The organism is Paenibacillus sp. UNC496MF (genome assembly GCF_900113915.1).
GTDB lineage: Bacteria > Bacillota > Bacilli > Paenibacillales > Paenibacillaceae > Paenibacillus_Z > Paenibacillus_Z artemisiicola.
In genome coordinates, this window is the sequence record NZ_FORE01000009.1 from 334,987 (window position 1) to 360,142 (window position 25,156).

A 25,156-nucleotide genomic window follows, 5' to 3' on the forward strand; every position below is an offset into this window, starting at 1 on the left:
TCTACCAGGCGCCGATTGCTATTTGCAATCGGCCCTTTTTAATTCTCTTTTTTCCCAGGTCAGACGAACCGTTCGCGCGTTCCGTCGTCCGCGGGAACAAGCGGAGAATGCCAAGACGACCCGCAGCCTCAGGCTGCGGGTCGTCTTGCGAAATGCATTAAGAATGCCGACGATGCAGGGTAACGTGTTCCGTACGTCGTCGACTTCCGCTTCTTCCCGTTAATCCTCCTGCCGGAACTGCCCGTACCAGGCGAGGACCGCCTCCCGCAGCTCCCGCGTCTTCCCCGGATCGTCCCGGCACCGATTGATCCGCTCGCCGGGGTCCACCGCCAGATTGGACAAATGCACGTCCTCGGACGCTTCCCGGCCGAAGTCCAGCTTGCCGTTCAGCACCAGCTTCCACGCGCCGTCGCGGACGGCCAGCTGGTTCTCGTACGCCCAGAACAGGCGCCGCTCCGCCGGCGGCGCATCCGGAGCGCTCCCGCGCAGCAGCAGGCTCGCGGCGCTGCGGCCGTCCAGCCGCCGATCCGCCGGTTCGATGCCGGCCAGCTCCAGGATGGTCGGGAGCACGTCCGTCATGACGCGCGGCTCGTCCTCCGTCCGGCCGGGGGCCGCCGCGGCCGGAACGCGCCAAATCGCGGGCTCGCGAATCCCGCCGTCGAACAGGCTGCCTTTATGCCCGCGGAAGATCCCCGCCGAGCCCCCGTAATACAGGTCCTCCGTGCCGTCCAAATAATTGCGCGATTCCGTCGAGGGCCCGTTGTCGCTGGAGAAGAAGATCACCGTATGCTCCAGCTGCCCCGTCCGCCGAAGCGCCTCGACGATCTCGCCGACGCCGTCGTCCACCGCGGCGATCATGGCCGCCATGATCCGCTTGTCCGGCGGCAAGTCCGGGAAGCGGTCGAGATATTCCCGCGGCGCATGCATCGGATAATGCGGCGCGTTGTACGCCACGTACGCGAAGAACGGCTGCTCCCGCTCCGTCTCGATGAAGTCGACGGTCTTCGCCGTGATCAGCTCCGTCAGGTAATCGCCGTTGCTCCACACTTCCCGGTCGTTATGCCAGAGGTCATGAACGGGGTTCACGCCTCCGCCCTGCTCCCAATAGAAAATGTGGGAGTAATAATCCACGCAGCCGGCCATGAAGCCGTAAAACTCGTCGAAGCCGTGCGCGTTCGGATTTTGCTCCGGCGTCACGCCCAGATGCCATTTGCCGAACAAGCCCGTCCGGTAGCCGTGCGGCTTCAGCCATGCCGCGATCGTCCGTTCTTCCCGCGGGAGTCCGGCGGTCCCCCGCTTGCCGCCGAGGATCCGCTCGACGCCCGTCCGGGCCGGGTCGCGTCCCGTTAACAGCGATGCCCGGGACGGCGAGCAGACCGGCGAGTTGGAATACCAGTTCGTGAACCGGACGCCCGCTTCCGCAAGCCGGTCGAGATGCGGGGTCCGAATGTCCGGCGAGCCGTAACAGCCCAAGTCCCCGTAGCCTAGATCGTCGCAGTAAACGACGATAAAATTCGGCCGCCGCGGCCGGTCGTTCGTGTCTTGCATCGTGACTGCCTCCGTTTCTTGAAGTCGCGCTTCCTTAAGCATGCTTCCTGTCAGGCCGCGTTTTCAGGCGCCGCCTTCCGGCTGCTCGATCGTGACCCGCCGCTTCTCGCGCGCGGACGTCAGGCCCGCTTCGATGACCCGCAGGTTGCGAACGCCGTCCCACGGGCCGATCGGTTCCGGCTCTCCGAGAAGCACCGTCCGCGCAAACCCGTCCAGCAGCGCCTGCTGCTGGTTGCCGCGCTCGAACGGCTCCGTCCGCGTCTCGCCGTTCGCGGCGACCTGAATATCGGGGCTTAGATCGCCGCGCAGCGAGAAGGCCGACGGCAGCCGGATCGTGCCGCGCGTCCCCCGGATTTCCAGCGTGTTGGCGAAGTCCGCCCACAAACCGCATTGAAACGTCAACGCCGCGTCGCCCGGAAATTCCACGAGGCCGGACGCCATCATATCGACGCCGCCATGGTCCGGCGAGAAGAACGCCTGCGCCGTTGCTGCCACGGGTTCCCGCTCCAGCAAGTAGCGGGCCGCGCTGAACAAGTAGCAGCCGATATCGTACAGACTGCCGCCCCCCATCTCCCGGACGAAGCGGATATCGCCCGCCATGGCGGAACGGTCCGACGTGAAGACGCCGTGCATGCCCCGAATCGTGCCGATCTCGCCGGAACGGAGGATCTCCTTGATCCGGTCGTAGCGCGGATGGCAGCGATACATCACGTTTTCCTGCAGATGCACCCCGAATTGCTCGCAAGCTTCGACCATGGCGGCCGCATCGCTCGCCGACACCGCCATCGGCTTCTCGACCAGCACGTGCTTGCCTGCCCGGGCGGCTTCGATCGTCCATTCCCGGTGCAGATGGTTGGGCAGCGGAATATAGACCGCGTCGATGTTCGGATCGGTCAGCAGGTCGCGGTAACTCCCATAAGCGCCCGGTATGCCGTGCGTATCCGCGTACGAGCGGGCTTTCGCTTCGTCGCGGCTGGCAACCGCCGCGATCTCTTGCATGTCCGACGCGCGGACGGACGGAATAAACGCCTTCGCGGCGATTTGGGCGCACCCCATAATGCCCCAACGCAGCTTCTTCATCGGCTCTCCTCCTTTACGGGTGGGCCATGAAATCATGAAATTGACGTCAGCGGCCCGACTTGTCTCCGAAACTAAACGAAAATAACTGCATTTTCTTTCCTGTTCCCGCGAATGTATACGCTTTAGCAACGCTGAAGTTGCGTCGAACGACCCGCCGGCCGCGAGCGAAAAAGGAGCAGCCGCCTCAGGCGCGCTGCTCCGAAACGCTTCCGGCAAGACGATGACCACTTACGTCAGAGCCGAACGCCGTATAATAAGCTCCCGTCATGCAGGTACCATGCCAGCAGCCGGTATTCCCTGCCTTCCTGGCCGGTTACGATATGCTCGCGATAATCCAGCTCTCCCGATTCGTTAAAAGCAGCAACGATCTTACCTTCTTGCGACGCGAATACATACGTCGTATTTTGATAGGCATAGACGATCGTGCCGTCCGGCGCCAACTGCTTGATCGCAATCGGCTTGTCTTTCCACGAAGCGCCTTTGGGGGCGGCATACACCTGCTTGGTTATGCCTTCCGGCGTGCGAACGTCCAAGCGCCATCGCCCGGCGTTCTCGTCATAGGTCCGGTAGGCGATCCATCCGTTCTCGATCCGGTAGGATTGCCTTGGATCCTCCGCATAATCGAAGTTGTCGAACGGATAAGCCGCGATCGTCGTTACTCGGCCGTCCGCGCCCCGCAAGCGCAGCGATCGCTTGGCTTGCCCGGCGTTATCTTGGGTTACGGCGCTATAGAGCAGATCGGCTCCGTCCATCAAGACCCCGAAGTACGTGTAGTCGCCGGGAGACGTTAGTCCGATCGTCTTCATCGTACCGTCCGGCAGCGACACGTGGATTTCCGATGGATGCGTGTTCAAAGTATACGCGACCGTTCCGTCGGGGGATAAATCAAAACGGATGTGCATATCCCGATAGAAATCGGCATTCGGCAAGGAACGCGAAGCGCCCGTCGTTAGATCGACGACGCTGTTGTCCAACACCGCGAAGTTGCCGTTCGCATCGAAGAGGTACGTTCCCTCCCAGCTCCTTCGAACAGCGCCGTCCTTCCAATACGACGTCTTCCGCCCGTCGGTATACACCACGCCGTCCGCGGACAGCTCCGCACGGGTCAAAGGGCGGATGCTCTCGGCCGCGGCCACTTTGATTTGGGCGTGAGTCGCACGATCGTACAACCACAGCAACTTGCCATAGTAAAACAAGACCCGGGTTGCGTCGAAGTCGAGAATCGGCCCGGCGAATCGATCAAGAAGGGTTTCGGGGCTTTGCCGGTCTAATCCTTGCACCTCGACGGGTATGAAGCGGTCCGCCGCGCTCCCGCCTCCGAGTTGTCCCCCCTGATTATCCCCCCACGCCCATACGGTACCGTCCCGCTTGAGCGCCAAGCTATGATTATCGCCGGCGGTCAGCGCGGTCACGCTATCGAGTCCTTGCACCTGTATCGGGTTCAAGCGCTGCGACGTCCCCCCGTCGCCAAGCTGACCCGATCGATTATCTCCCCATGCCCAGACGGTACCGTCGCCTTCGAGCGCCAAATTATGATCGTTGCCGGTTGCCAGACTGACCACGTTGGCAAGGCCGGGGAGCTGAGCCGGAACGGAACGAAACGTCGTGGTCCCGTCCCCGAGCTGACCCTGGTCATTGCCGCCCCACGCCCAAACGGAGCCGTCGCTTGTGAGCGCTAAACTATGCCGGAGTCCGGCTGCCAGCCCGATCACGTTATCGAGGCCCTTTACCTGAACCGGCGTCGGGCGCGGCGCTAGGTTTTCATCGTCGTCGTAGCTGCTCCCCCATTCCCAAACGGTGCCGTCGCTCTTGAGCGCCAAACTGAAAAGACCGCCGGCCGCGACGGCAACGACCGAATCAAGCCCTTTCACCTGCGACGGCGTATAATGATAGTAGTAAAAGTCGGACACCGTACCGTCGCCAAGCTGACCCGAATCGTTCCTGCCCCATGCCCAGACGGTTCCGTCGCTCTTGAGCGCCAGATAATGCTCCCTGCCCGCGGAAATCGCGATGACCGAATCGAATGCCAGCCCGGAATCGTTTTTCACTTGAATCGGATTCGGGCCGGGATACGGATAGGCATCGCTAGCCGAAGGAATGGTAACGCCCCACGTCCACACCGTGCCGTCGCCAAGCAGCGCCATACTGTTGCAATCACGGGCCGCGATGCCTCTTACCCCTTTGAGGCTCTTGACCGGCACGGGCGCGGCATGGGAAGTCGTGGTCCCATCTCCGAGCTCGCCCCAATCATTATCTCCCCATGACCAAACCGTGCCGTCGCTGCGCAGCGCCAAGCTGTGCAGACACCCTCCCGCCAGCGAAACCGTTCTCGTCTCCCCGGTCGCCTGGATCGCCGGCTCAACGTTCCCCTGCGCCCGAACCGTGCCTTCGCTTTCCGAAGAGGCAGCCGCCATATGGGAAAAGGTTACAAATGCAACCATAACGCAAAAGATGCCCGAAAACCAACGCAAACGCCTATTCATCGCTAAAGTCCCTCCATTTCATTCGTCTCCCCTGCCGAGCCATCGTTCCGGGAAGCTGGTCATCGGATCCATGAATCCTCTTGGCTTATCGTTCATCAAGCGAATTGCCGAGCGTGAATGCAGGCCATTTCAAGCCTGTTTTCGGACGGGAGCATCACCTCGTCACAAATCAAACGCTTACCCTTCTATTTCTTCTAAATTTTACCTGATTTCGTCTATTTCCATCTATCACTCTTGCGTATGCCTTTTTTGTTAGCTGATCGCAGTACGTCCGACTACTCCGCGATGAAGCCGGCTTCGCTGATCTTGCAGCCGTTCGCCGGGAACGTGAACACGCAACAAAGAGCCGCTGCCGCCATGGCCGCGACTCTTTTGGCGTATTACGAACATGGCCGAAGCCCAAGGGGTCCAAACCCTGCGCGATATCCGACCGTTTACTCGCAAGTCCCGTATTAACGCTTATCCAGCACCATAAACATGCCCGTCATATGCGGGGCATGGTTCTGGATCCCGAAGGCTTCATAGAAGGCTTCCTTGCCTTCCGATGCGAACAAGCCGACAAAGAAACGGCGCTGCCGAATATAGGCAAGCAAGCGGTCCACGATCCGTTTCCCCAAACCTTGTCCTTGATAGGACGGGTGAATCGCCACGTCTTGGATATAGAAATACAGGCAATCGTCGCCGACGATGCGTCCCATTCCCACGGGAGCGTCATCGACCGTGACGACGACCCCATATAACGAGTTTCGGAGCGAGCCTGCCGCCATGTCCGGATCGATGTCTCCCCATCCGACCGCTTCCCAGAGCAGCCGGTGTTCCGAGACGGTCGGAAGGCGTTCGTGCATGATAAAGGCCTGGCCTGACAAGCGAACCCCCTTCTTTCTACTAAAAGAGCCTTCTTTTCTTTATAGATCGTTCTTGATTTCTTACGACACTGCCGGCTCATCTTCTACTTCTCCGCTTCCGTTTACCGACCACCACCGGCTCGATTCGGAGTTCAGTCGGCCGCTTCGTCGTCCGAAGATCACCGGTCTCTCGGCGCGAAGCCCGGCTCCAGCGCGATTTCCGCGAACCCGGCCATCGCCTTCGAGTCATAGGCCAACGGATGGGCGCTGCCGGCCAGAAGCATGTTCCGCTGCTCCGACTCTTTCCCCGGCAGCAGGAACGCCATCGTATGCGGGAAGACCTGCGCCAGCGCGGTATGGATCGCCCGCACGCGTTTATCCCCAGCTCCCTTGCCCATCAGATTGAGCAGCATCAGGCCCGGCTTGCGGAGCTTGTCCCGCGCCAGCCGCATAAATTCCAGCGTGCTCAGATGATGCGGCGTCCCTTCCTTGGTGAACGCGTCCAGCACGAGGCAATCGAGCTGCCCGTCGGCCTGCTCCGCCAGCATCTGCCGGCCATCTCCGATCAGGACGTTGTCCCGACGGTAGCGGAAGTACGTCCGGCTAAGCTCAACGACCTGCTCGTCGATCTCCGCGACGGTCACCTCCCGGTCCGCATAGTGCGCCGCAATCGTCCCGATGCCGAGGCCGATCATGAAGAGCCCCCGGAAATACGGCGCGTTGCGGTCGATCAGATGGATGAGCGCCCGCGGGTACTCGAGCACGATCCGCTCGGGCCGCCGCAAATCGATCGCGCCTTGTACCGCGTCGTCCGCAAACCGCAAATAGCGGAAGCGTCCCGTTTCGCCATAGAGCTCGTTGGCCTCGCACACTTCCATCCGCTGCAGGGCGCTCTTCACGTTCGCCAGCTGTATCACGTCTTCGCTTCTCCTCCGTCCGCTCCGATGCCGGAAGCACCGATTCTCTTCCCCGATTGTACAACCGATAGAGCGGGCAAGGAAAGCGATTCGAAGGCGGAACGGTTCGATATTTCCGCTCCTTTGAGCCGAGCTGCGGTCTTTACCGCTTTTCGAGCGGGCGGTCGGACGGGCGGGCGGACGGGCGGGCGCTCGGGCGGGCGGCATTGAGCTTCGCGTTATTTCCCAAGAAATAATCGCTCATGGCGTGTTTGGCGTGCCCGAACACGGCATTGACGCGTTAGACGAGCTTGCGAAGCGCGGCCCGGGTCGGACTGCCGTCGGCTTGCGCGAGCGGCAGCGGAAGGGCGGCAAGCTCGTAGCGCCCGGGCTCGACATGATCCAGGACAAGCCCCTCGAGGATATGGATGCCGTGCGCCGCCAGCGCGTGATGCGCGGGCAGCTCCTTGCTGTCCAGCGGATCGACCGACGGCAGATCGAGCCCGAGCAGGCGAACGCCGCGCGCCGCCAGATACGCCGCCAGCTCCGGCTCGACGGGCGGAATCCACGCCGGGAACGCGTGCCGGTCCGGCCAGGCGTCCGTCCGAAGCAGCAGACGGGCCGCCTGCCCCAGTTCGACCCCGATCAGGTCGCCGATTCCGATCGCTCGCGCGCCCGGCACATGCACGACGATGGCCTCGCCCAGGTAGACGTCCAGCTCCAGGTCGATCGCCTTGGCGCCCGCATCGTCGAAATGGTACGGCGCGTCGATATGCGTGCCCGTATGCAGGCTCATGCGGATCCGCCCGACGTTGACGGACCCGGTGTCTTCCTTCCGCCAAGCCCGTTCGTAAGCGAACGGCGTGTCTCCCGGCCAGCCGGCCGTCCGCTCGTCGAGCGGCTGCGAGATATCGATCCATTTGTTCGCGTTCACCCCCGCCCGCCTCCCCTTCGCTTCCCCTTCGCTTCCCGGTCCGTTCTCACAGCTTGGTTCGCAGGCTCCACAGCTCCGGAAAGAACGGCTGCTCCAGCACCCGCTTCAAATACGTCACGCCCGACGAGCCGCCCGTCCCCTGCTTATGGCCGATGATGCGCTCCACCGTCGACAGATGGTGGAACCGCCACGCCTGCTGCTGGCTGCCGATATCGGCCAGCTTCTCCGCCAGTTCGTACAAATCCCAGTACCCCTCCACATCGCGGTACACGGTCAGCCACGCATCCTCCACGCTCGCATTGGGCGCGTACGGCTGCGACCAATCCCGGTCCAGCGCCGCTTCGTCGACGGGCAGCCCGCGCGCGGCGAGCGCCCCGATGGCCGCATCGTACAGGCTCGGCTCGCGCAGCGCTTCCTGCATGACCGCGTCCAGCTCCGGGCGGTGCCGGAATACCGTCAGCGTCTCGGCCTTCTTCTGGCCCAGGGCGAATTCGATCAGCCGGTTCTGATGGGATTGAAAGCCGGACGCGCTGCCCAGCGTATCGCGAAAGCCCATGTATTCGGCCGGCGTCAGCGTCGAGAGAATGGACCATGACTGCGTAAGCTGCTGCTGGATCCGCGAGACGCGCGCCAGCATTTTGAACGAGGGCTCGAGCTCGCCGGCACGGATGCTTCGGATCGCGGCGTTCAGCTCGTGCAGGATGAGCTTCATCCAGAGCTCGCTCGTCTGGTGAATGACGATGAACAGCATCTCGTCATGATGGCCGGAGCGGCGGTTCTGGCTGCCTAGAATCCGGTCGAGCTGGAGATAGTCTCCGTACGACATCGAGCCGCTGAAGTCCGTCCGAATGTCTTTTTCCATTCGCGCTGCCCCTCTCCTTGGCGTCTGGCTGCGGCCCTGTGCCCCGCCGGTTCAGGCGGAGCCGGCCGCTTCCGCTTAAGCGACGATGTCGCGTTCGTTCGGATAGGCCTTGTACGCTTGCTTCTCCATGATGTCCCGGAGGACCTGAACGACGTCCCAAACTTCCCGATAAGACGTGTACAGCGCGACGGGAGCCAGACGGATCATGTTCGGCGCGCGGAAGTCCGGGACGATGCCGCGTTCCTTCAAGGCTTTGCAGATCCGCGCCGCTTCGTCGTGCTCAAGGCCGACGTGCCCGCCGCGCCGGGCATCCTCCTTCGGGCTGCCGATCCGGAAGCCGAAGACGGCCAGCTCCTGCCCGATCAGCGCCATCAGGTAACGGGTAAGACCGAGCGACTTCCGGCGAATCGCCTCGATCCCCGCTTCCCCGACCAGCTCTAACGCCCCGATCAGCGGAGCCAGGCTCAGGACATGCGGCGTGCCGATCTGGTACGCGCCCGCCGACTCCGCCGGCGTCAGCGCGGAAGCCATATCGAACTGGCGGTCCTTGCGCGAACCGAACCAGCCCGCCAGCCCGGGGCGCGTCCCGAGATGGCGGCGGTTGACGTACAGGCCGCCGGGGCAGCCGGGCCCGCCGTTCAGATGCTTGTAGCTGCACCAGAACGCGAAATCCACGCCCCAGGCGTCGAACGCATGCGGCACCGCGCCTACGGAATGGCAGCAGTCGAACCCGATCGGAATGTCCCGCCGGCGGGCTTCCGCCGTCAACCGTTCCATATCCAGCAGCTGCCCGCTCCGATAGAGGACGGCCGGCAGCACGATCAGCGCGGTCTCCTCCGTCATCGCCTCGATGATCGCGTCTTCGTCCAGGAACCGCCCGTCCGGGCTCTTCACGCAAACCAGGCTTTCATCGGGATCGAAGCCGCGGACGGCCAGCTGGCTCTGCAGCGCGTAGAGGTCCGAAGGAAAATTCAGCTCGTCGGCCAGCAGCTTCGTTCTCGCGCCATGCGGCCGGTAAAACGTGGCGACGAGCTGATGCAGGTTGACGGTGGCCGAGCCGGTCACGATCACCTCGTCCGCGTCGGCGCCCACGAGTCCCGCCATCATGCCGCCCAGCCGTTCCGACAGCGCGAACCACGGATGCCGGCCCCGCGTCCAGCCGTCGATTCCGTGTTCCTTCCAGTCCGCCAGCGCCTCCAGCAAGGTCCGTTCCGCCGGCTTCGACAGCAGCCCCAGCGAATTCCCGTCCATATAGACCGTGCCCGGCTTCAGGTAGTACGCCTCCCGAAACCGCGCCAATCCGTCGGTTCGGTCCTGCCGTTCCGCATAGGCCAAGGTCGGCTCCGCGGCTTCGTCGAACATCGCGCCACCCCCTGCTCAGAAATTGCCTACCGGCTACTCGCGGCCTGCCCGCTTGGGACTCCGGGCGAAAATAGGCTCTACCCTATGCTATGCGGGTATTCCGCCCCGCTTGCCGAAGATCCGAGGTTCGCGCGGCCGGGGCGAATCGGACATGCAAAAAGCCCGCCTCCGAAGAAGGCGAGCCGAAGCGGCACGTTAGCCGAAACAAAGGATTCAAAAACAAGAACGCCGGAAGCAAGAGAGCCGGGAGCAAGAGAATCGGAAAGAAGAGAATCAGAACCGGCAGAGTCAGAACAAGCGAATCACCATCACGGTTCCTACCGGAGCGCTCAGTCCAACCGGCCCTCGACGGCGGCGATGTCTTTCTCGTATCGCACGCTCGCCATGGCGGCGATCTCGATGGCGTTTACCATGTGTTCAAGGCTCATGCTCGGCGTCGGCGCGCGCCCGATCGTTTGCGCCGGCAAATAGGGCACGTGAAGGAAGCCGCCCCGGCAGGCCGCAAACTCGGTGGCAATCAGATGCCGAAGCCCGTAGAAGAGATGGTTGCAGACGAACGAGCCCGCGGACAGCGAGACGGAGGCCGGAATGCCGGCTTCGCGGATCCCGGCCGCGATCGCCTTGACCGGCAAGGTGGACCAATAGGCCGCCGGCCCGTCCTCCGCGATGGGCAGATCGAGCGGCTGCTCGCCTTCGTTGTCGGGAATGCGGGCATCGTCGAGATTGATCGCCACCCGCTCGACCGCGATATCGCTCCGGCCGCCGGCTTGCCCGACGCCGATGACCACGTCCGGCCGGACCTCCAGCATCGCCTGCCTTAGCACGGGGAGCGACGTCCGGAACACGGTCGGCACTTGCCGGACCTCTACCTCGAAGCCGTCATAGCGCCTGGCGCGCAGCCGGGCGACCGCCTCCCACGCGGGATTCGTCGTTTCGCCTCCGAACGGGTCGAACCCGGTCAACAATACTTTTTTCATGCGATGCCCTCCGTTCTATGGCGTCCGATTGGCTTTCACGTGCTTCAGCTGCGCCACGATGATGACGCTGATGATGACGAGCAGGAACCACGAGCTGATCTTCCCGAAGCTCACCAGCCGCCATGCCTCATGCTGATCGGGATATTTCCAGGCGTTGAAGAACGTCGCGATGTTTTCGGCCAGCCAGATGAAGAAACCGACCAGGAAAAAGGCGACCGTCAACGGCATCCGATACGTACGGCTCCGGACCCGATAGACGATCCGCGTCTTCCAAAAGACGAGCATCACCAGCGCCGTCAGCCACCAGCGGACGTCCGGGATGAAATGATGCGTGAAAAAGTTCAAATAAATGGCGCCGCCCAGTGTTAGCGCGGGAACAAGCCCCGGCCATCCGGTCATGTCCATCCGCAGCCGGCGCCACACCTGGCACATGTAGCTGGCGACGCTCGCGTACATGAATCCGCTGTAGAGCGGCACGCCGAGCAGCTTCGTATACCCCGGCTCCGGGTACGACCACGACCCCATCCCGACCTTGTAGATTTCGAGCAGCAGCCCGATCGCGTGGAAGACGCAGATGACTTTGATTTCGTCGAGCGTCTCGAGGCCGCTGCGGTACATCAGGTATTGCACGGCAAGCAGCACGAGGAGGATCAGATCGTATCGGTGAACGAACGGCGCTTGGACGAAGCCGGATAACGCCAGCGTGCCGAAGATCGCCAAGGGGAAGATGCAGCTCATCGCCTGATGATACCCGAATGCCAGGAGCTGCACCAGCGGCCGCGCGAACTTGGCTTCTCCCCCGCGGCGCCGGGCAACGGGGTCGAAGCTAACCATCTTGCGGGCCTTCGTCCGGCCGGTATTCCAGCAGGTCCCCGGGCTGGCAGTCCAGCGCCTTGCAGATCGCCTCCAGCGTCGACAGGCGGATCGCTTTCGCCTTCCCGTTCTTCAGAATCGACAGGTTGGCCATCGTGATGCCGATCCGCTCCGACAGCTCGGTCACGCTCATTTTCCGTTTCGCCAGCATCACGTCAATATGAATAATCATCGCCATGGGATCACCTCAGACCGTGAAATCGAGTTCCGATTTGAAATCGACGGCGGATTTCAGCAGCTGCTGCAGCACCGCGGCGAAGACCGCGATGACCAGCGAGGCGAACGCGATGACCAGGCCGATCACGACGAGCCCCGGGGCGTCGTCCTTCTCCGCCATGAGATACAGGAACGGCAGGCTGGCCGCGTACAAGGCGCAGATGGCGAAGCCGCAATATTTGATGCGCTTCAGCGCCTGCACGGAGCGTTCGGAGAACGCGTGGTTCCGGTCGATGAAGCGTAACAGCCGCAAAGCCTGATACAAGGCATAAAAAAACGGAATCGCCGACGCATACGCGATAATCAAGACGGGCAAGAGCATATACGCCGGAAAAGTATCGGCCAAATCGCCGATGACGAGCGGCAGCCCCCATGCGCAGATCGCCAAGATCGCCAATCCGATCACGACCACCGTCGCCCTCAGGAAGAAGGTCGTTCCTCGTTCCATTCCATGCACCTCGTTTCGATTGATCGCTTTGAATGTACCATACCATTTATCGTTTTACAATATATTATTGCTGTTAGTCATTGAATTATGATGGTTTCGTTGATCCTACGCGCACGCTGCCCCTTCGCGCGGCTTTAACCGGCCGCCGGTCGCGCTTCGCCGCGGCAAAAAAGGCTGCCGAAGAGTCGGCAGCCTAATAAGAAAAGGAGGAGTGCGTCGATCGAGTTCGTTAGCGCCGCAGCAGCGGCAGGCGGCTTACAGCGACACGCCCAAGAAGCCGCGGGTGAATTGGAAATCCACGTTGCCCTGCCGGTAGAGGCGCGGCGTGAACTCGTGCTCCAAGGTCCGCTTGCTCAGCTCGAGGATGCGCGCACCCCATGCCTCCGGATTTCCGTCCAGGAGCAGATCCAAATCCTGCGCATACGGCAGTGAATCGGCCGATTCCGGCGCGAGCTGCAGCATCGGAATGAACGGATGCGTCTGCATCGGGCGCCGCCCGGCCAGCGCGAGGATCAGCTCGACGCCCGTGCCGCCGAGGCCCGTCGCCGTCTCCACCCAATGCTCGGTCGGCGTCTCCATGACGTGGAAGCCGCGCCGGCGGACTTGCTCGCCGTAGGCCAGGGAAGGCATGACGCCGGAGCCGGCGAACAGTCGGCCGCCGTACGCCTCCGAAGCCAGCAGGCCGCTATTTTGCGGCACGACGACCACGCCGCCCGCGCCGACGATCAGCCGGGTCAGCATCGCCAGCTGCTCGCCCGCTTCTTCCGCGATCGGACCGTCGCTCATAAGGGCGATCCGCAGCCCTTCCAGGCCGACCGTCGCCTTCGCGGCCGGTTCGTCCGCCGCCGCCCGTTCGGCGAACCATTCCTCGACCTTCCGCGTCACGCTCGCGATGCCGCCGTCGAGCTGAATGCTGGCATAGCCGAGCCGGCTCGCGTCCACGCCGGTCTCCTCCATCCGATGGCGCATGAAGTCGTTATGCGTCTTCTCGCAGCCATGTTCGAGCAGCAGGCAATGCCTCACCATCGGATGCGTCATATAGCCGATCATCGTGCGCGCGTACAGCTCCTCGGCCTGTCCGCCCGAATTGCCGCAGCCTTCCGTATGCGCCAGCGCCACGTAGCGCGACACCTCGGGCCGGCCGACGCCCGCCTGATTCAGCCGCTGCGCGATCATCTGGGCGACCTGGCCTGCGCATAGGCTCGTCGGCAATATCAAGCCGATGGCATCGCTGGACGTCCCTTCCGCGCTCCGCGTGAAGTTGAACGTGACGTTAGCGCCGGCCGGCGCCGAGGCATCCGCCCGGATGGCGATCGGCTCTCCCGTCGGCGCGGAGGGATGGAGCAGGGCTTCGAGCCGGCTCGCGTCGTTCTGCTGCCAGTTGCGCCAGATCTGCACTTGGGCATGGCCCGCCTGCTCGCCGACGCTGCGCAGGCCGGAAGCGATGCGAACGGTGTGCTCGAACACCTCTTGGCCGAGCTCCTCCATCGGCGTCCCTTCCAAGTAACGGCCCGCGTTCACGTCCATATCATTGGCCAGCAGCCGGAAGCGGGCCGTCGTCGTAACGACCTTGACCGTCGGCACGTACGGGAAGTTGGTGATCGAGCCGTTGCCCGTCGTGAAGAAAATCAGGTTGCAGCCGGCCGCCACCTGCCCGGCGATGCTCTCGAGGTCGTTGCCGGGGCTGTCCATGAAATAAAAGCCGCCTTCCGTCATCCGCTCCCCGTATTCCGTGGCGTAGTCGAGCCGGGTGACGGGATCCTTTTTGCGAGCCGCGCCGATGGACTTCAGATAAATGTTATACAGGCCGCGGTACATATTGCCCCCGGACGGATTGCCTTCCGCGCTCGCCCCGTGCCAGGACGCGCGCTCCTTGAACCGGTCCGCGAGCGCCAAAAACTTGCGGGCGGTCTCCAAGCTGCTCACCTTCGACAAAACGTACGGCTCCGCGCCGATCAATTCGTCGGTCTCGGCCAAGCTGGCCGCGCCGCCATGGCGCACCAATTCCTCCGAGAGCCAGCCCAGCAGCGGATTGGCGGAAATGCCGGAAAACGCATCCGAGCCGCCGCACTGCAGGCCGATCTTCAAGTGGCGGATGGATTCCGGCGTGCGTTCGGTCGCGTTGACCGCCGGCAGCCAGCCGCGCACGATCGCTTCGCCCGCCGCCAAATCCGCTTCGAACCCGCTCTGGAGCGAAAGGAAACGGTGCGGCACGTCGTCGATCGGATAACGATGCTCGCGGAGATACCGCTCCACCATGGCGTTGGTGACGGGCTCCCGCTCGTAATCCACGACCAGCACCGCGCCGACGTTGGGGTTGACGATAAATCCGGCGAGCGTCCGAAGCAGCACGTCGAGATTGTTCGGGTTCTCGGTGCCGCCCTCCGTATGGGCCGCCGGGACGATGCCGTCGATATGGGGATACGCCTTCAGGTCCGCTTGCAGCCGGGCGGCGAGCTGCTTCACGAAGCTGCCCGTACGGGAGGTGGCGCCGAGCAGGACCACGTGGTTGCGCGTCCCCACGCCGCGGGCTTCGCTGCGGCGATAGCCCATGAACGTCCGCGTATCCGGGTAGGCCGGCGCCGCCGGAGCGGGCCGGAAGCCGGCTTCGTCCAGCACGTACGGCGCGACGCGGTCCGCGAAATTCGGCGCGGCCGGCAGCGCGAACTGCAGCTGGCGCACGCCAAGCGCCTCCAATACCGTTTCGTTGATGACATACTGGCCGGGCCGGATCGGCAGCAGCGCCGCGCCGAACGGCAATTCCCAAGATAACAGTTCCTCGCCGGCCGCGATCGGCTTCACCGCGAAGCGGTGGCCCTCCATCACCGTAAAATCCAAGGTCATGGTCCCGCCTTCGTGCTCCAAGACAGTGCCGGCGTCCAGCCGGCGAATCGCGACGGCGCAATTGTCCCCGGGCAGAGGAAGTCTCGCGACGTCGTCGAACGCGTACTTGGCATTCATTCCATTCACGCTCCTTGTTGATGACCATTCCGAGATGGCGTTCGGGGTAAGCGCTTGCAATCTCTTCCGATAGCGATGTCACCGGTCCCCCTGTTAGTTCCGATTATATACCAGGTTCGCGCGGCGACGATACAGGCATGTCGAGGATTGTTTTCGGCGTCGAGTTACCGGAACAAATATTCCATAATTCTTCCGCTGAAACGCCGCTCGATTAGGGTTGAAACCTCGGCTGAATTGGAACATAAATTCCACCCTTTCATAAGTCCCGTAAAAACTCTTCCGCCAAACGCGGAAAGGGACCCCATTCCGTCTGACGACTGAATGGAATCCCCTTTGGATACCCTATGGGAAACGTCCGGCGATTCGCGCCCAAACCGTTACGGATGGCTTAGCCGCGCTTCAAGCCTTTGCATGCTCGAACGTTTTGACGACTTCGTACTTGCCGGGCTCGAACGCGGCGATCTTCATCGCTTCCTGCAGGTACGGAAGCGGCTTCGGGTCGTCCCGCATCGCCTGGTAATGCTCCTCGCTCTTCCACTGCGCGTACATGGTCACTTTCGTTCCGTCCAAGCTGCGGTGGAGGCTGCATGAAATAAACCCGTCCGCGTACCGGACCGAGACGTCCGTCGCCGAAATGAGCAGTTCGACCAGGCGGTCCTGATTGGCGGGTTCGACCGTGAACACGTTGATAAGCGTAAGCACTTGATTATCCGCGGAGATCTGCGTCATCGATGGAACTCCTTCCCGTTCTTTCCTGTTCTGTTCTTCAATTGGCCGTACGGAACTGCCGCTTGGCTTAGGATGGGCGTTCCGCCGGCCGAATATGCGCGGCTTCGCCGTTCAAGGCAAGGCTTCATCCTTGTTCTTGTTCGTTGAACTCGTCGTACATGCGCGTTACGGCCGGATCCAGCGTCTTCGCCGCGAAGTCGGTCGAGCGGCTGAGCGGCTCCCACCGCTTCGTTTCGGCCAATTTGCCCGTATCCACCGCATTCGCGATGTCCACGGCGTCGCTGCCGAGCAGCAGGCGGAGCGGCGGATTCGCTTCGTCCGCGATCGCGAGGATCGCTTGGGCCGCTTTGTCCGGATCGCCGTTCTCCTTGCCGGTCGTGTCGCGCAGATGCTTCAGCAAGCCGCCGACCGTGTCGCGGTACGCTTCGCCGGGCTCGACGTGCCGCATGGAGGTGCCGGCCCAGTCGGTACGGAAGCCGCCCGGCTCGATCAGCGTGACCTTCAGGCCGAGCGGAGCGACTTCCTTGACCAGTACCTCGGAGAAGCCTTCCACCGCCCACTTCGCCATCTGGTACGGCGCGAGGCCCGGGGCGCCCGTGCGGCCGCCGATGGACGAGAATTGGACGATGTGGCCGAAGCCCTGCTTCCGAAGCGACGGCAGCGCGGCTTTCGTGACGTTCACGACGCCCCACAGGTTCGTCTCCACTTGCGCGCGGAAGTCGTCCAGCGACGTTTCTTCGATGGCGGATACGTTGCCGTAACCGGCGTTATTGACCAGGACGTCCAGGCGCCCGAACGTTTCGAACGCGGCGTTGACGGCGGCCTCGGCCTGCTCGTACCGCGTCACGTCCAACTGCACGACGCGAACCCGGCTGCCGTAACGCGCCGCCAGGTCGGCGATTTGATCCGTGTTGCGGGCCGTCGCGACGAGCCGGTCGCCTTTCGCCAGCACCGCTTCCGCAAGACTCCGTCCGAAACCGCGCGAGCTTCCCGTAATCAGCCATACCTTCGACATATCATGATGCCTCCTTAAGTAGGTTTGGAATATTTGTTCCATAGTCAGTATAGTCCGATTCCTAGCGAGCGTCAAGCCGTTTCGGAATATTTATTCCACCCAATCCAAACAAATAGCCCCCCAGGAACGCGGAGTTCCCAGAGGGCCTTCATAATAAAAGTCGCGGTTACTTCATCTCGATGAACCTGCAGACGTGATTGGGTCCCGTGAGCGGAAGCGGCTCCCGGTTCAGCTTCAGCTCGATCAGGGTCGTCGTGAACGGATAGAAAAACTTGACCTCCCGTTCGCCCAGCAAGCCGGATAGATCCAACTCGGCCTGCCAGGTACCTTCATTCCCTAGCTCCGCCGCCGCCGCGGCCGCGCTCGCGTATCCGTAATACGCGACGAGCGAGGAGCCGGAGGAGGCGATCACCTTCAGCGACAGGCTCTGCAGCGACTCGGAGTCCAGTTCGTCCAGATTGACGTGGAAATTCCGCAGGCTGGCGTCGCCGCCATAGGTATGCACGTCCAAATCGAACGATTCCAACGCTTCGGCCCGTCCTTGCTTGCGCCTGCCCTCCAATTGAACGTAGTAATCCCGAATCGGGTCGCCCCGCTCGTCCCGGGCCCGAATGACGAACTGCTGCCAGCGGGTCAGCCCGGTCAAGACGTCGCGGGTCCGGCGGTCGGCGTCCTTCGTCCAGTCCGCGAGCGCCTGCCCGTCCTCGACGCCCAAAGCGGCATGCACCATGTCGACCAGCCCTTCCGTCGGCTTCGACAGAATCGAACCGTGATCCAAGCCCGCGACGGGCACCATCGGAATATCCACGTTGCTCCACGCCGAAAAGGCGATCCGCCCCTCCGGCGCGCTCTGCGTCAAGTCCGCTTTGATCTTCCGGACGTTCAGCCCGCAGCCCGCCCGGCGCACGGTTCCGTCCGTCCCCGGCTCGCTGATCAGCTTCTTGATGCCGCCGTATCCCTCGGTCCCGCAGAAAATAAACACGTACGGGGTATCCCCGTGCGGTCCATAGTACGGCACGCCGCCGAACAAATCTTTTTCGGCCAGGTCCCAAGTAAACCGGCTTCCCAGCTCAAGGGCATCCAGCACGCGGTCGCCGGCCTCGAGAAAATCCGGCCCCATCTCCTTGCGTCCCTTGAACACGCCGCCCAGCCAGCTCCTGCCCTTATGGGCCAGAGGCGAGCCGAACGTGGCTGGCGCCAGTCCGACCAGATGCTTGAGCCGATCTCGCCGCGTCGCGTACACCGTCAGCCAGGAACGGAGCACGAGCATCCCCGTGGAATGCACGATCGCGTCGAACGGCTCGTCCTCCTTCAGGCCGGCTCGCTCCCGGAGCGCCCGGTCGAACGCCTCGGCATGTCCGGAATCGTCACCTCGTTGGTCAGCGTCTCGTAGGAACAAACATGCACCGACTGCCGGTCATAGCCGCGCGCGATCAGCTTATCGGCCCACGCGCGAAAGGATTCGCCATTCCCCGAATAGCCGTGTAGCAAGACGATTGGACGGCGCGCCATAGGTACCCTCCCAAGAGGCTTGCCGCCTCTCAAAGTATCTTTCCCACAGGCTATTCGCGAGTCCCTCTAGCATTCCCTTCTTCAAGCATAAAATCCAAATTTTGGATGATGTGAATTCGGTGCGACTAGTTTCACGGGGGCGGGGGGATCCATGATGCCCGTTCGTTGGCGAACATCGCCAAATAAGGCTTGAAGATTGCCCTTCGCTCGTCTACGATCATAGAAGCGGGATACGAATTTTTCCAAAGGCGGGTAGGCAATCGTGAAGCTGGAACGCTTATTATCCATCATCTACAGGCTGCTGAATCACGAGGTGGTGTCGGCGGCGGAATTGGCGGACAGATACGGCGTCTCGCAACGGACGATCTACCGGGACATCGAGGCGATCTGCGCGGCGGGCATTCCCGTCGTCTCCTATCAAGGCGCGAACGGCGGCTACGGGATCATGAAAGAATACAAGATGGACAAGAGTCTGCTCGGCTCCGACGACATCGCCTCCTTGATCACGCTGCTCGACAGCGCGTCGACCGTCTTCCAGGACGAGCGGGCGCAAGAGACGATTCAGCGTCTGAAGACCGTGCAGACCGACAACGGCCGAGCTCCGAGCCTACGGATGGATCTCGGCAGCTGGAGAGCCTACGTCGCGCTTCTCCGCGCGATTCGCGCCTCCATAAACGCCGGCCGCGTCGTCCGCTTCCGGTATATGAACGCCAAGGACGAGCATCAGGACCGGACCGTCGAACCGGTCAGCCTGGTGATGAAGTACGGCACATGGTACTTGTACGGCTACTGTCGGACGCGCCGCGACTATCGGGTGTTCAAGCTCACGAGAATGTCGGAGCTGGCCGAGCTGCCCGACGTCTTCGAGCCGCACCCGGAAACCCGCATGGATGAGATGTTCCCCGGCGGCGGGTACGGGCATGAGCAGGTCGAGCATGCCGTCATCCGCTTCGCGGCCGGGTCGTCCGCCCGGGTGCTGGACGAATTTTACGTGGACGAGAAGACGTTCCACGAAGACGGGACGCTTACGCTCACCATCGTCGAACCGATCGATGCCGAGTGGCTGATCGAGAAGTTGCTCTGCTTCGGCGAGTACGCGGTCGTGCTCGAACCGCCGTCGCTGCGGCAGCGCATGAAAAAGAAAATAGCGGCCATGCTGGGCCGCTACGAGGAAGTATGACACGCTGCTGTCATACTTCTTTTTTTATAATGAATCACGTTCGAACGGCTGTCCGTTCAAGTACGGCGACACGAAAGGAACGTGAGGCGCATGATGAATCATCCCTATTGGCACGAGAAACAGATCGCATTCAAAAATCGGGAGCTCCGGGAATTCGATAAGCACGCGTGGAAATGGACGCAGGTACCTGCTAAACCGAAGAAGCGATCGTCCTTATTCGCGATCCTCCTGCTCCCGCTGCGGGCATTCGGCATGGCTCCGCAAGCGGAAGAGCCCCCGTCCGGCGAGCAGCGGGCGGCGCGGCGGCCCGAGTGAAGCCACGAACGGGATCGCGGAGCCGTTATGGCATCAGCCGCCGCCCGTCATCAGCCGCCTGCCGGCATCAGCCGACGCCTGCCGTCAGCCGCCGACCGGCAGCCAGATGTCGATCCGCGTGCCTAAGCCGACCTTGCTCCGGTAGGCGATGCGGCCATGATACTGCTTGATGATTTTATGGCTGATCATGAGGCCGAGCCCCGTCCCTTTCTCTTTCAAGCTGTAGAAGGGCTGCCCCAGCCGCTGCAGATGCTCCTCCGGAATGCCGCAGCCTTGATCCTCGATCGAGACGAGGCATTCCCCGTTCTCCTCCAGCCGCAGGCCGATGCGGATGTCTCCGCCGCCCGGCATGGATTCGATCGCGTTCTTCAAGATATTGAGGAACACCTGCTTTAATTGATTCGTCGCGCACGTCACCGGAAAATGCTCCCCCCGGTAATCGCGGATGAACGCGATGTTGTGCAACAGCGTCTGCGGCGTCAAGAATTCGAGCGTTTGCTCGATGACGTCCCTGACGTTCGCGACCGTATACGCGGCGGCCTGCGGCTTGGCCATCGAGAGCAGCTCGCTCGTAATGATCTCGATGCGTTCCAATTCGTCCCGGAGCAGATCGCCGTATTTCATCGCGGGGTTCTCGAGCTTGTACAGATGAAGAAACCCTTTGATCGTCGTCAGCGGATTGCGGATTTCGTGGGCGATGCCCGCCGCCAATTCTCCGACGATGGACAGCTTCTCGGACTGCAGCAAGAACGCCTCCGCTTTTTTGCGCTCCGAGATGTCCCTGCTGATGATGACGATATGCTCGATTCGTCCGCCTTTCCCCACGACCGGCTTGCATAGGGAATCGAACGGGATCAGATGCCCGTCCCGATGCCGAAACCGGATTTCCATCGACTGCGCCGTCTTATGCGCCAGGATTCGGCCGACGGTCTGGTTGAACATCTTCGCGTCCTCGGGGTTGATGACCCGGTTCAGCGTCGCGCAATCCTGCGTCAGATCGGGATAGCCCAGCACGAAAGCATGCGAAGGAGAGAGATACCGGATCGCGCGGTCGGGATCCAGCACCATAATGAGGTCGGACGTATGCTCGGCAATGAGCCGGTATTGGTACTCGCTCGCGTTCAGCGACGCTTCCATGTCGCTGCGTTCGTCCATGATCCGGCGCAGCCGTTCATGCGATTCGATCAGCACTCCGCCCAGCAGGACGCCTAGGAGGACGAACCATAAATATTGCACGTGAAAAAGCGGCTTGTTCACCAAAATGCGGAACGTCGCCACGGTACACAAGTACAGCACGACGTACGCGCCGGACAGAGCCAGGCTCCGCTTGAACGGGGCCAGCCGGCGACGGGAAAAGTACGCGTGCAGCAGGGTGAAGACCGTCATGATGAACGCCCAGCCGCCGATGGCGGGCAACCAGTTCCCGCTGGACAGCAATCGGATGGACAAGGCGAACAGCGCGGTAATCAAGCCCGACACCGGGCCGAGATAAGCATACGTCAAGATGACGGGGGCATAGCGGATATCGTAGACGTAGCCTTGCTGCTTCACGGCCAACAGGACGAGCACGATCGCGACGGTGCCTCCATAGAGGCCGATCCATATATGCGGATGCTTCAGCGGCCTCAGATTGATGAACGAGCGGATCACGAACGGCGTACTGACCAAGAGCGAAAAAATCGAAAGATTCACGATGTAGTCAAACAGAAACAATAATGATCACCCACGTCTCCTAGTCTTGCGTCACGCTGCTCTCCACGGCTGCCGCGATTAATCCCACTGTTTGAATACGAGATTCCGGCTGGAAATCCTTGTCGGTTTCCGGCAAAAGTTTTTATTCTTTTGTTTGTGACGCTTCTTCGGGCGCAGAAGTTTCGGCGGCCCCGGCATGAAATTCGCATCGCGAACGAACGCGGCGCATCGACGTACGCGGAGGTCCGCCATCGACAAAGGGCAGCCGAGGGAGGGATCGCTCGGCTGCCCTTGTTTTTGCCCGTCGTTATGGCGCAAGGCATTACAGGTTCCTTTTTCATTTACAACAGTTCAACATACCCTTCGGTGCCATGCACGCGGATGCGCTGTCCGTCTTGAATCCGTTTGGTCGCGCGCTCCACGTTGACCACCGCTGGCAAGCCGTATTCGCGCGCGATGACGGCACCGTGCGTCATCACGCCGCCGACTTCGGTGACGAGGCCTTTAATGGAGACGAACAAGGGCGTCCAGCTCGGATCCGTGAAGGCGGTCACCAGGATGTCGCCTTCCTCCAGGTCGGCCTCTTCCATGTTGAGCAGGACGCGCGCGCGTCCCTCGATGACGCCGGAAGACACGGGCAAGCCCGCGAGCGCGCCGTCCGGAAGGTTATCGCGTTTGTACGTGCCCGCGATGATTTCGCCGTCGGACGTCATGACGCGCGGCGGCGTGAGCTTGGCATAGGCTTCGTACGCGTCCTTTCGCCTGCCGATGAGCCGGCGATCGGCTTGCCGGGTACGCACGGCCTCGCGGAGCTCTTCGAACGTCAGGTCGAAAATAGCTTCCGGATCCTGAATGACGCCCGCTTGCGCGAGCCGGCCGGCTTCTTCCAGCAAGGCCTGCTTATAGACGTATAGGCGGCTCACCATGCCGTATTTGGGATATTCCCGATACCCGATGAAATTCCGGACGAGCGCGATCATCCGTTTGGTTTCGGCCGCTTTCCGCTCGCCGTCCGGCAAGGTCTTCAAGCGTTCGATCAAATCTTGCTCTTTATTCGACGCCTCCCGGAGCCCTTGCTCGAATCTCCGCCGGCTCTCATGCGGCTCGAAGTGCTTGACGTTCGCGAGAATCAGCGGGACGAGCGTGAGCGGCTTCTCCCCCCAGCGCGTCCGCGCGATATCGATCTCACCGGCGCAGCGCATGCCGTAGCGGCCCAGGTACGCCTCGATCGCCTCCCGGGCTTCCGGCCCGCCTTCGAACTTCGGCAGCGCCTCCAAGAAGCGGTCGTCTTTCGTCTGCCGCAAATAAGCGACGACGTCCGGGTAAGGACGGATCGCGTCGGCGACGTCCAACAGCGCCAAGCCCATCTCCGACGTGATATTGTTGGGGACGGATTGCGAGATCGGATCCGCCGCGTTCTTCTCGCCCAGCCACTTCTCCATGTGCTCGTTGATCCAGAACGACGCGTTCATCGCGGCCATGAACACGGCCGTACTTTGCGGATCGAACAGAACCCGCTTCAGCTCCCGGATGTCGTCCAAAATAAAGTCCAGCAGCTCCGAACCGGATTTCGCGCGGATGGCTTGCTTGAGCGCTTCGATCGACGTTCGGCTGCGGTTCATCAATTCGGCGACGATGCCCGGATCGTTCTCGAACGGAGGCGGCTGAAACCCTTCCGGCGATTTGCTTTTCGCGCGCGCGTCCGGACCCGGTTCTGTGGCGTCGGCCGGCAACGACGGAATAAAATCGCCCCGCTCGAGCAGGCTCGTAAGCGCGTCTTTAATCAGCGGATCGGCTTGGCCCCACGTCTTCAACACCGATTCGCGGGTGGCGGGCGAAGCCAGTATCGGCGTCGCGTCGACGTACAGCCTGCCAGCGGCTTTGCGCATGGGGGCCGGCGTAATGAGCAGGTAGAAGGACAAGCCGAGCGGCTTGATGGGGTCCGTCATCATTTGTTGATGCCCGACGGAGAGATACACGCGATTCGCGCGGTCGGACTCTTCGGGAATCGGGAATAACGTCGTGATCGGCCGGCTCTGAACGATCTGGAAGTCATCGCCGGCCAAGCACCATTCGATGTCTTGCGGACAGCCGAAGTAAGATTCGATCTCTCTTCCGAGGCGCGCCAGCCGTACGATCTGATCGTCCGTCAGCACCTGCGTCCCCTGCAGCCAGGGCTCGACCGGCCGGGTCTCCGTTCCGCCTTCCGGCCGTCCATGGATCGCCAGCGTCTTGGCCGCGATTCGCTTGTCGACGATTTGGTCGTCCCGTACCGTATACCCGTCGGCGGATACCAAGCCCGAGACCAGCGCTTCGCCCAGCCCGAAGCCGGCGTCGATCGACGCCAGCTTCCGGTTCGACGTTATCGGATCGGCGGTAAACAAGATCCCGGATGCCTCCGGAAAGACCATCCGCTGCACGACGACGGATACGTACACGTGACGGTGGCCGAAGCCGTTTTGAACCCGGTAGATCACCGCGCGGTCCGTGAATAGGGAAGCCCAGCATTTTCGGATATGATCCAGGATCGACTCCGTGCCGATGATATTCAAATACGTATCCTGCTGGCCGGCAAACGAAGCGTGCGGCAAATCTTCGGCCGTCGCGCTGGAACGCACCGCGTACGCGTGCGCCTCGCCGAACCGGGAGAGACGGCGGGCGACGGCCTCCGCGATGTCGGAAGGCATGTCGGCTTCCAGAATGAACTGCCGGAGCTGACGGCTGACGTCGGCGATTCCCTTCCGATCATCCGATTTCAGCCCGGTTAGCCGATCCAGCAAAGCCGCATACGCGTCGCGCCTGGTGACGGCTTGTCGGAAGGCCGCCGTCGTGACGCAAAATCCTTCCGGTACCCGGATGCCCGGAAGCGCCGACAATTCCCCTAAATGCAGCCCTTTTCCGCCAACGAGCATCAGCTGGTTTTTGTCCGTTTCCCGGAAATCGAGAACCAAGGCGTTCATTCGACATCTCTCCTCAGCATGAAGAATAGTAAGAAAACAATCGGTTGACAGGGGTTTTAAAGGCATGGTACAATTAACTTGTAAGATGGATTAACTATGACTTATATATGAAATCAGTCGTACACTGATTTTATCATTGCGCCTATATCCTTGCAATAGGAAGAACCTGGACGGCCGTCCAGGTTCTTTTTTGTTTTTCATCCCCGGGCAATAAACCTCTCCGGCCCGCCCGCGGTCCTCCATCTCTCCGCCTAACAAAAAAAGCGCC

Annotated in this window: 21 protein-coding genes; 2 read left to right on the forward strand and 19 right to left on the reverse strand. The window is 61.9% G+C overall.

Translation table 11 applies throughout. From position 1 onward, the window contains the following. Positions 1 to 219 precede the first annotated feature (219 nt). The 17 genes from BMZ79_RS17400 to BMZ79_RS34715 form a co-directional block, all read right to left on the reverse strand. On the reverse strand, positions 220 to 1,548 hold the full coding sequence (locus BMZ79_RS17400; RefSeq protein ID WP_090642013.1) for a sulfatase-like hydrolase/transferase: 1,329 nt from the start codon (positions 1,546 to 1,548) through the stop codon (positions 220 to 222). Between the two features lie 63 nt (positions 1,549 to 1,611). Then, positions 1,612 to 2,628 (reverse strand): Gfo/Idh/MocA family protein, encoded by a 1,017-nt coding sequence (locus BMZ79_RS17405; protein WP_090642014.1) that lies wholly within the window; start codon positions 2,626 to 2,628, stop codon positions 1,612 to 1,614. A gap of 233 nt (positions 2,629 to 2,861) precedes the next feature. Further along, on the reverse strand, positions 2,862 to 5,042 hold the full coding sequence (locus BMZ79_RS17410) for an RCC1 domain-containing protein (RefSeq protein WP_218154710.1): 2,181 nt from the start codon (positions 5,040 to 5,042) through the stop codon (positions 2,862 to 2,864). A gap of 521 nt (positions 5,043 to 5,563) precedes the next feature. Then, the gene (locus BMZ79_RS17415; protein WP_090642017.1) at positions 5,564 to 5,956 is read right to left on the reverse strand and encodes a GNAT family N-acetyltransferase; all 393 of its coding nucleotides are present in this window, start codon (positions 5,954 to 5,956) and stop codon (positions 5,564 to 5,566) included. 179 nt (positions 5,957 to 6,135) lie between these two features. Next, the gene (locus BMZ79_RS17420) at positions 6,136 to 6,873 is read right to left on the reverse strand and encodes a spermidine synthase (RefSeq protein WP_256252800.1); all 738 of its coding nucleotides are present in this window, start codon (positions 6,871 to 6,873) and stop codon (positions 6,136 to 6,138) included. A gap of 280 nt (positions 6,874 to 7,153) precedes the next feature. Further along, entirely contained in the window at positions 7,154 to 7,786 is a 633-nt protein-coding gene (kynB, locus tag BMZ79_RS17425; RefSeq protein ID WP_090642019.1) for an arylformamidase, read from the reverse strand. 46 nt (positions 7,787 to 7,832) lie between these two features. Continuing rightward, positions 7,833 to 8,648: a tryptophan 2,3-dioxygenase gene (gene kynA / locus BMZ79_RS17430; RefSeq protein WP_090642020.1), complete on the reverse strand. Its 816-nt coding sequence runs from the start codon at positions 8,646 to 8,648 to the stop codon at positions 7,833 to 7,835. 75 nt (positions 8,649 to 8,723) lie between these two features. Continuing rightward, the gene (kynU, locus tag BMZ79_RS17435) at positions 8,724 to 10,010 is read right to left on the reverse strand and encodes a kynureninase (protein ID WP_090642022.1); all 1,287 of its coding nucleotides are present in this window, start codon (positions 10,008 to 10,010) and stop codon (positions 8,724 to 8,726) included. 329 nt (positions 10,011 to 10,339) lie between these two features. After that, positions 10,340 to 10,987 carry a pyroglutamyl-peptidase I gene (gene pcp, locus BMZ79_RS17440; RefSeq protein WP_090642023.1) on the reverse strand — a complete coding sequence of 216 codons (648 nt, stop codon included), beginning with the start codon at positions 10,985 to 10,987 and terminating at the stop codon, positions 10,340 to 10,342. A gap of 15 nt (positions 10,988 to 11,002) precedes the next feature. Then, the gene (locus BMZ79_RS17445; protein ID WP_090642025.1) at positions 11,003 to 11,821 is read right to left on the reverse strand and encodes a DUF817 domain-containing protein; all 819 of its coding nucleotides are present in this window, start codon (positions 11,819 to 11,821) and stop codon (positions 11,003 to 11,005) included. Beyond that, on the reverse strand, positions 11,814 to 12,038 hold the full coding sequence (locus BMZ79_RS17450) for a helix-turn-helix domain-containing protein (protein WP_090642026.1): 225 nt from the start codon (positions 12,036 to 12,038) through the stop codon (positions 11,814 to 11,816). Before BMZ79_RS17450 ends, BMZ79_RS17445 begins: the two co-directional genes overlap by 8 nt. A 9-nt stretch (positions 12,039 to 12,047) precedes the next feature. Next, positions 12,048 to 12,524: a DUF2975 domain-containing protein gene (locus BMZ79_RS17455; protein ID WP_090642028.1), complete on the reverse strand. Its 477-nt coding sequence runs from the start codon at positions 12,522 to 12,524 to the stop codon at positions 12,048 to 12,050. 255 nt (positions 12,525 to 12,779) lie between these two features. Further along, complete coding sequence (locus BMZ79_RS17460; protein ID WP_090642030.1) at positions 12,780 to 15,485, reverse strand: UxaA family hydrolase; 2,706 nt, start codon at positions 15,483 to 15,485, stop codon at positions 12,780 to 12,782. Between the two features lie 399 nt (positions 15,486 to 15,884). After that, positions 15,885 to 16,214 (reverse strand): antibiotic biosynthesis monooxygenase family protein, encoded by a 330-nt coding sequence (locus tag BMZ79_RS17465; protein ID WP_177222183.1) that lies wholly within the window; start codon positions 16,212 to 16,214, stop codon positions 15,885 to 15,887. Positions 16,215 to 16,338: 124 nt separating this feature from the next. Then, positions 16,339 to 17,229, reverse strand: coding sequence for an oxidoreductase (locus BMZ79_RS17470; protein ID WP_090642031.1), 891 nt, complete (start codon positions 17,227 to 17,229; stop codon positions 16,339 to 16,341). 166 nt (positions 17,230 to 17,395) lie between these two features. Continuing rightward, the gene (locus BMZ79_RS17475; protein ID WP_090642032.1) at positions 17,396 to 18,514 is read right to left on the reverse strand and encodes a hypothetical protein; all 1,119 of its coding nucleotides are present in this window, start codon (positions 18,512 to 18,514) and stop codon (positions 17,396 to 17,398) included. A 26-nt stretch (positions 18,515 to 18,540) separates the two neighbouring features. Further along, on the reverse strand, positions 18,541 to 18,741 hold the full coding sequence (locus BMZ79_RS34715; protein ID WP_218154711.1) for an esterase/lipase family protein: 201 nt from the start codon (positions 18,739 to 18,741) through the stop codon (positions 18,541 to 18,543). A gap of 262 nt (positions 18,742 to 19,003) precedes the next feature. Between BMZ79_RS34715 and BMZ79_RS17480 the strand changes: the two genes are divergently transcribed. Together BMZ79_RS17480 and BMZ79_RS17485 are read left to right on the forward strand one after the other, a co-directional pair. Beyond that, positions 19,004 to 19,921, forward strand: a complete 918-nt coding sequence (locus BMZ79_RS17480; protein WP_090642034.1) for a helix-turn-helix transcriptional regulator — start codon at positions 19,004 to 19,006, stop codon at positions 19,919 to 19,921. A 90-nt stretch (positions 19,922 to 20,011) separates the two neighbouring features. Further along, positions 20,012 to 20,236 (forward strand): hypothetical protein, encoded by a 225-nt coding sequence (locus BMZ79_RS17485; RefSeq protein WP_090642035.1) that lies wholly within the window; start codon positions 20,012 to 20,014, stop codon positions 20,234 to 20,236. Positions 20,237 to 20,320: 84 nt separating this feature from the next. Here BMZ79_RS17485 and BMZ79_RS17490 read toward each other — a convergent pair whose 3' ends face one another. After that, on the reverse strand, positions 20,321 to 21,928 hold the full coding sequence (locus tag BMZ79_RS17490; protein WP_256252803.1) for an ATP-binding protein: 1,608 nt from the start codon (positions 21,926 to 21,928) through the stop codon (positions 20,321 to 20,323). Between the two features lie 341 nt (positions 21,929 to 22,269). Continuing rightward, a complete protein-coding gene (gene ppsA / locus BMZ79_RS17495) occupies positions 22,270 to 24,888 on the reverse strand; it encodes a phosphoenolpyruvate synthase (protein ID WP_090642038.1) in 2,619 nt (872 codons plus the stop codon). Positions 24,889 to 25,156: the final 268 nt, after the last annotated feature.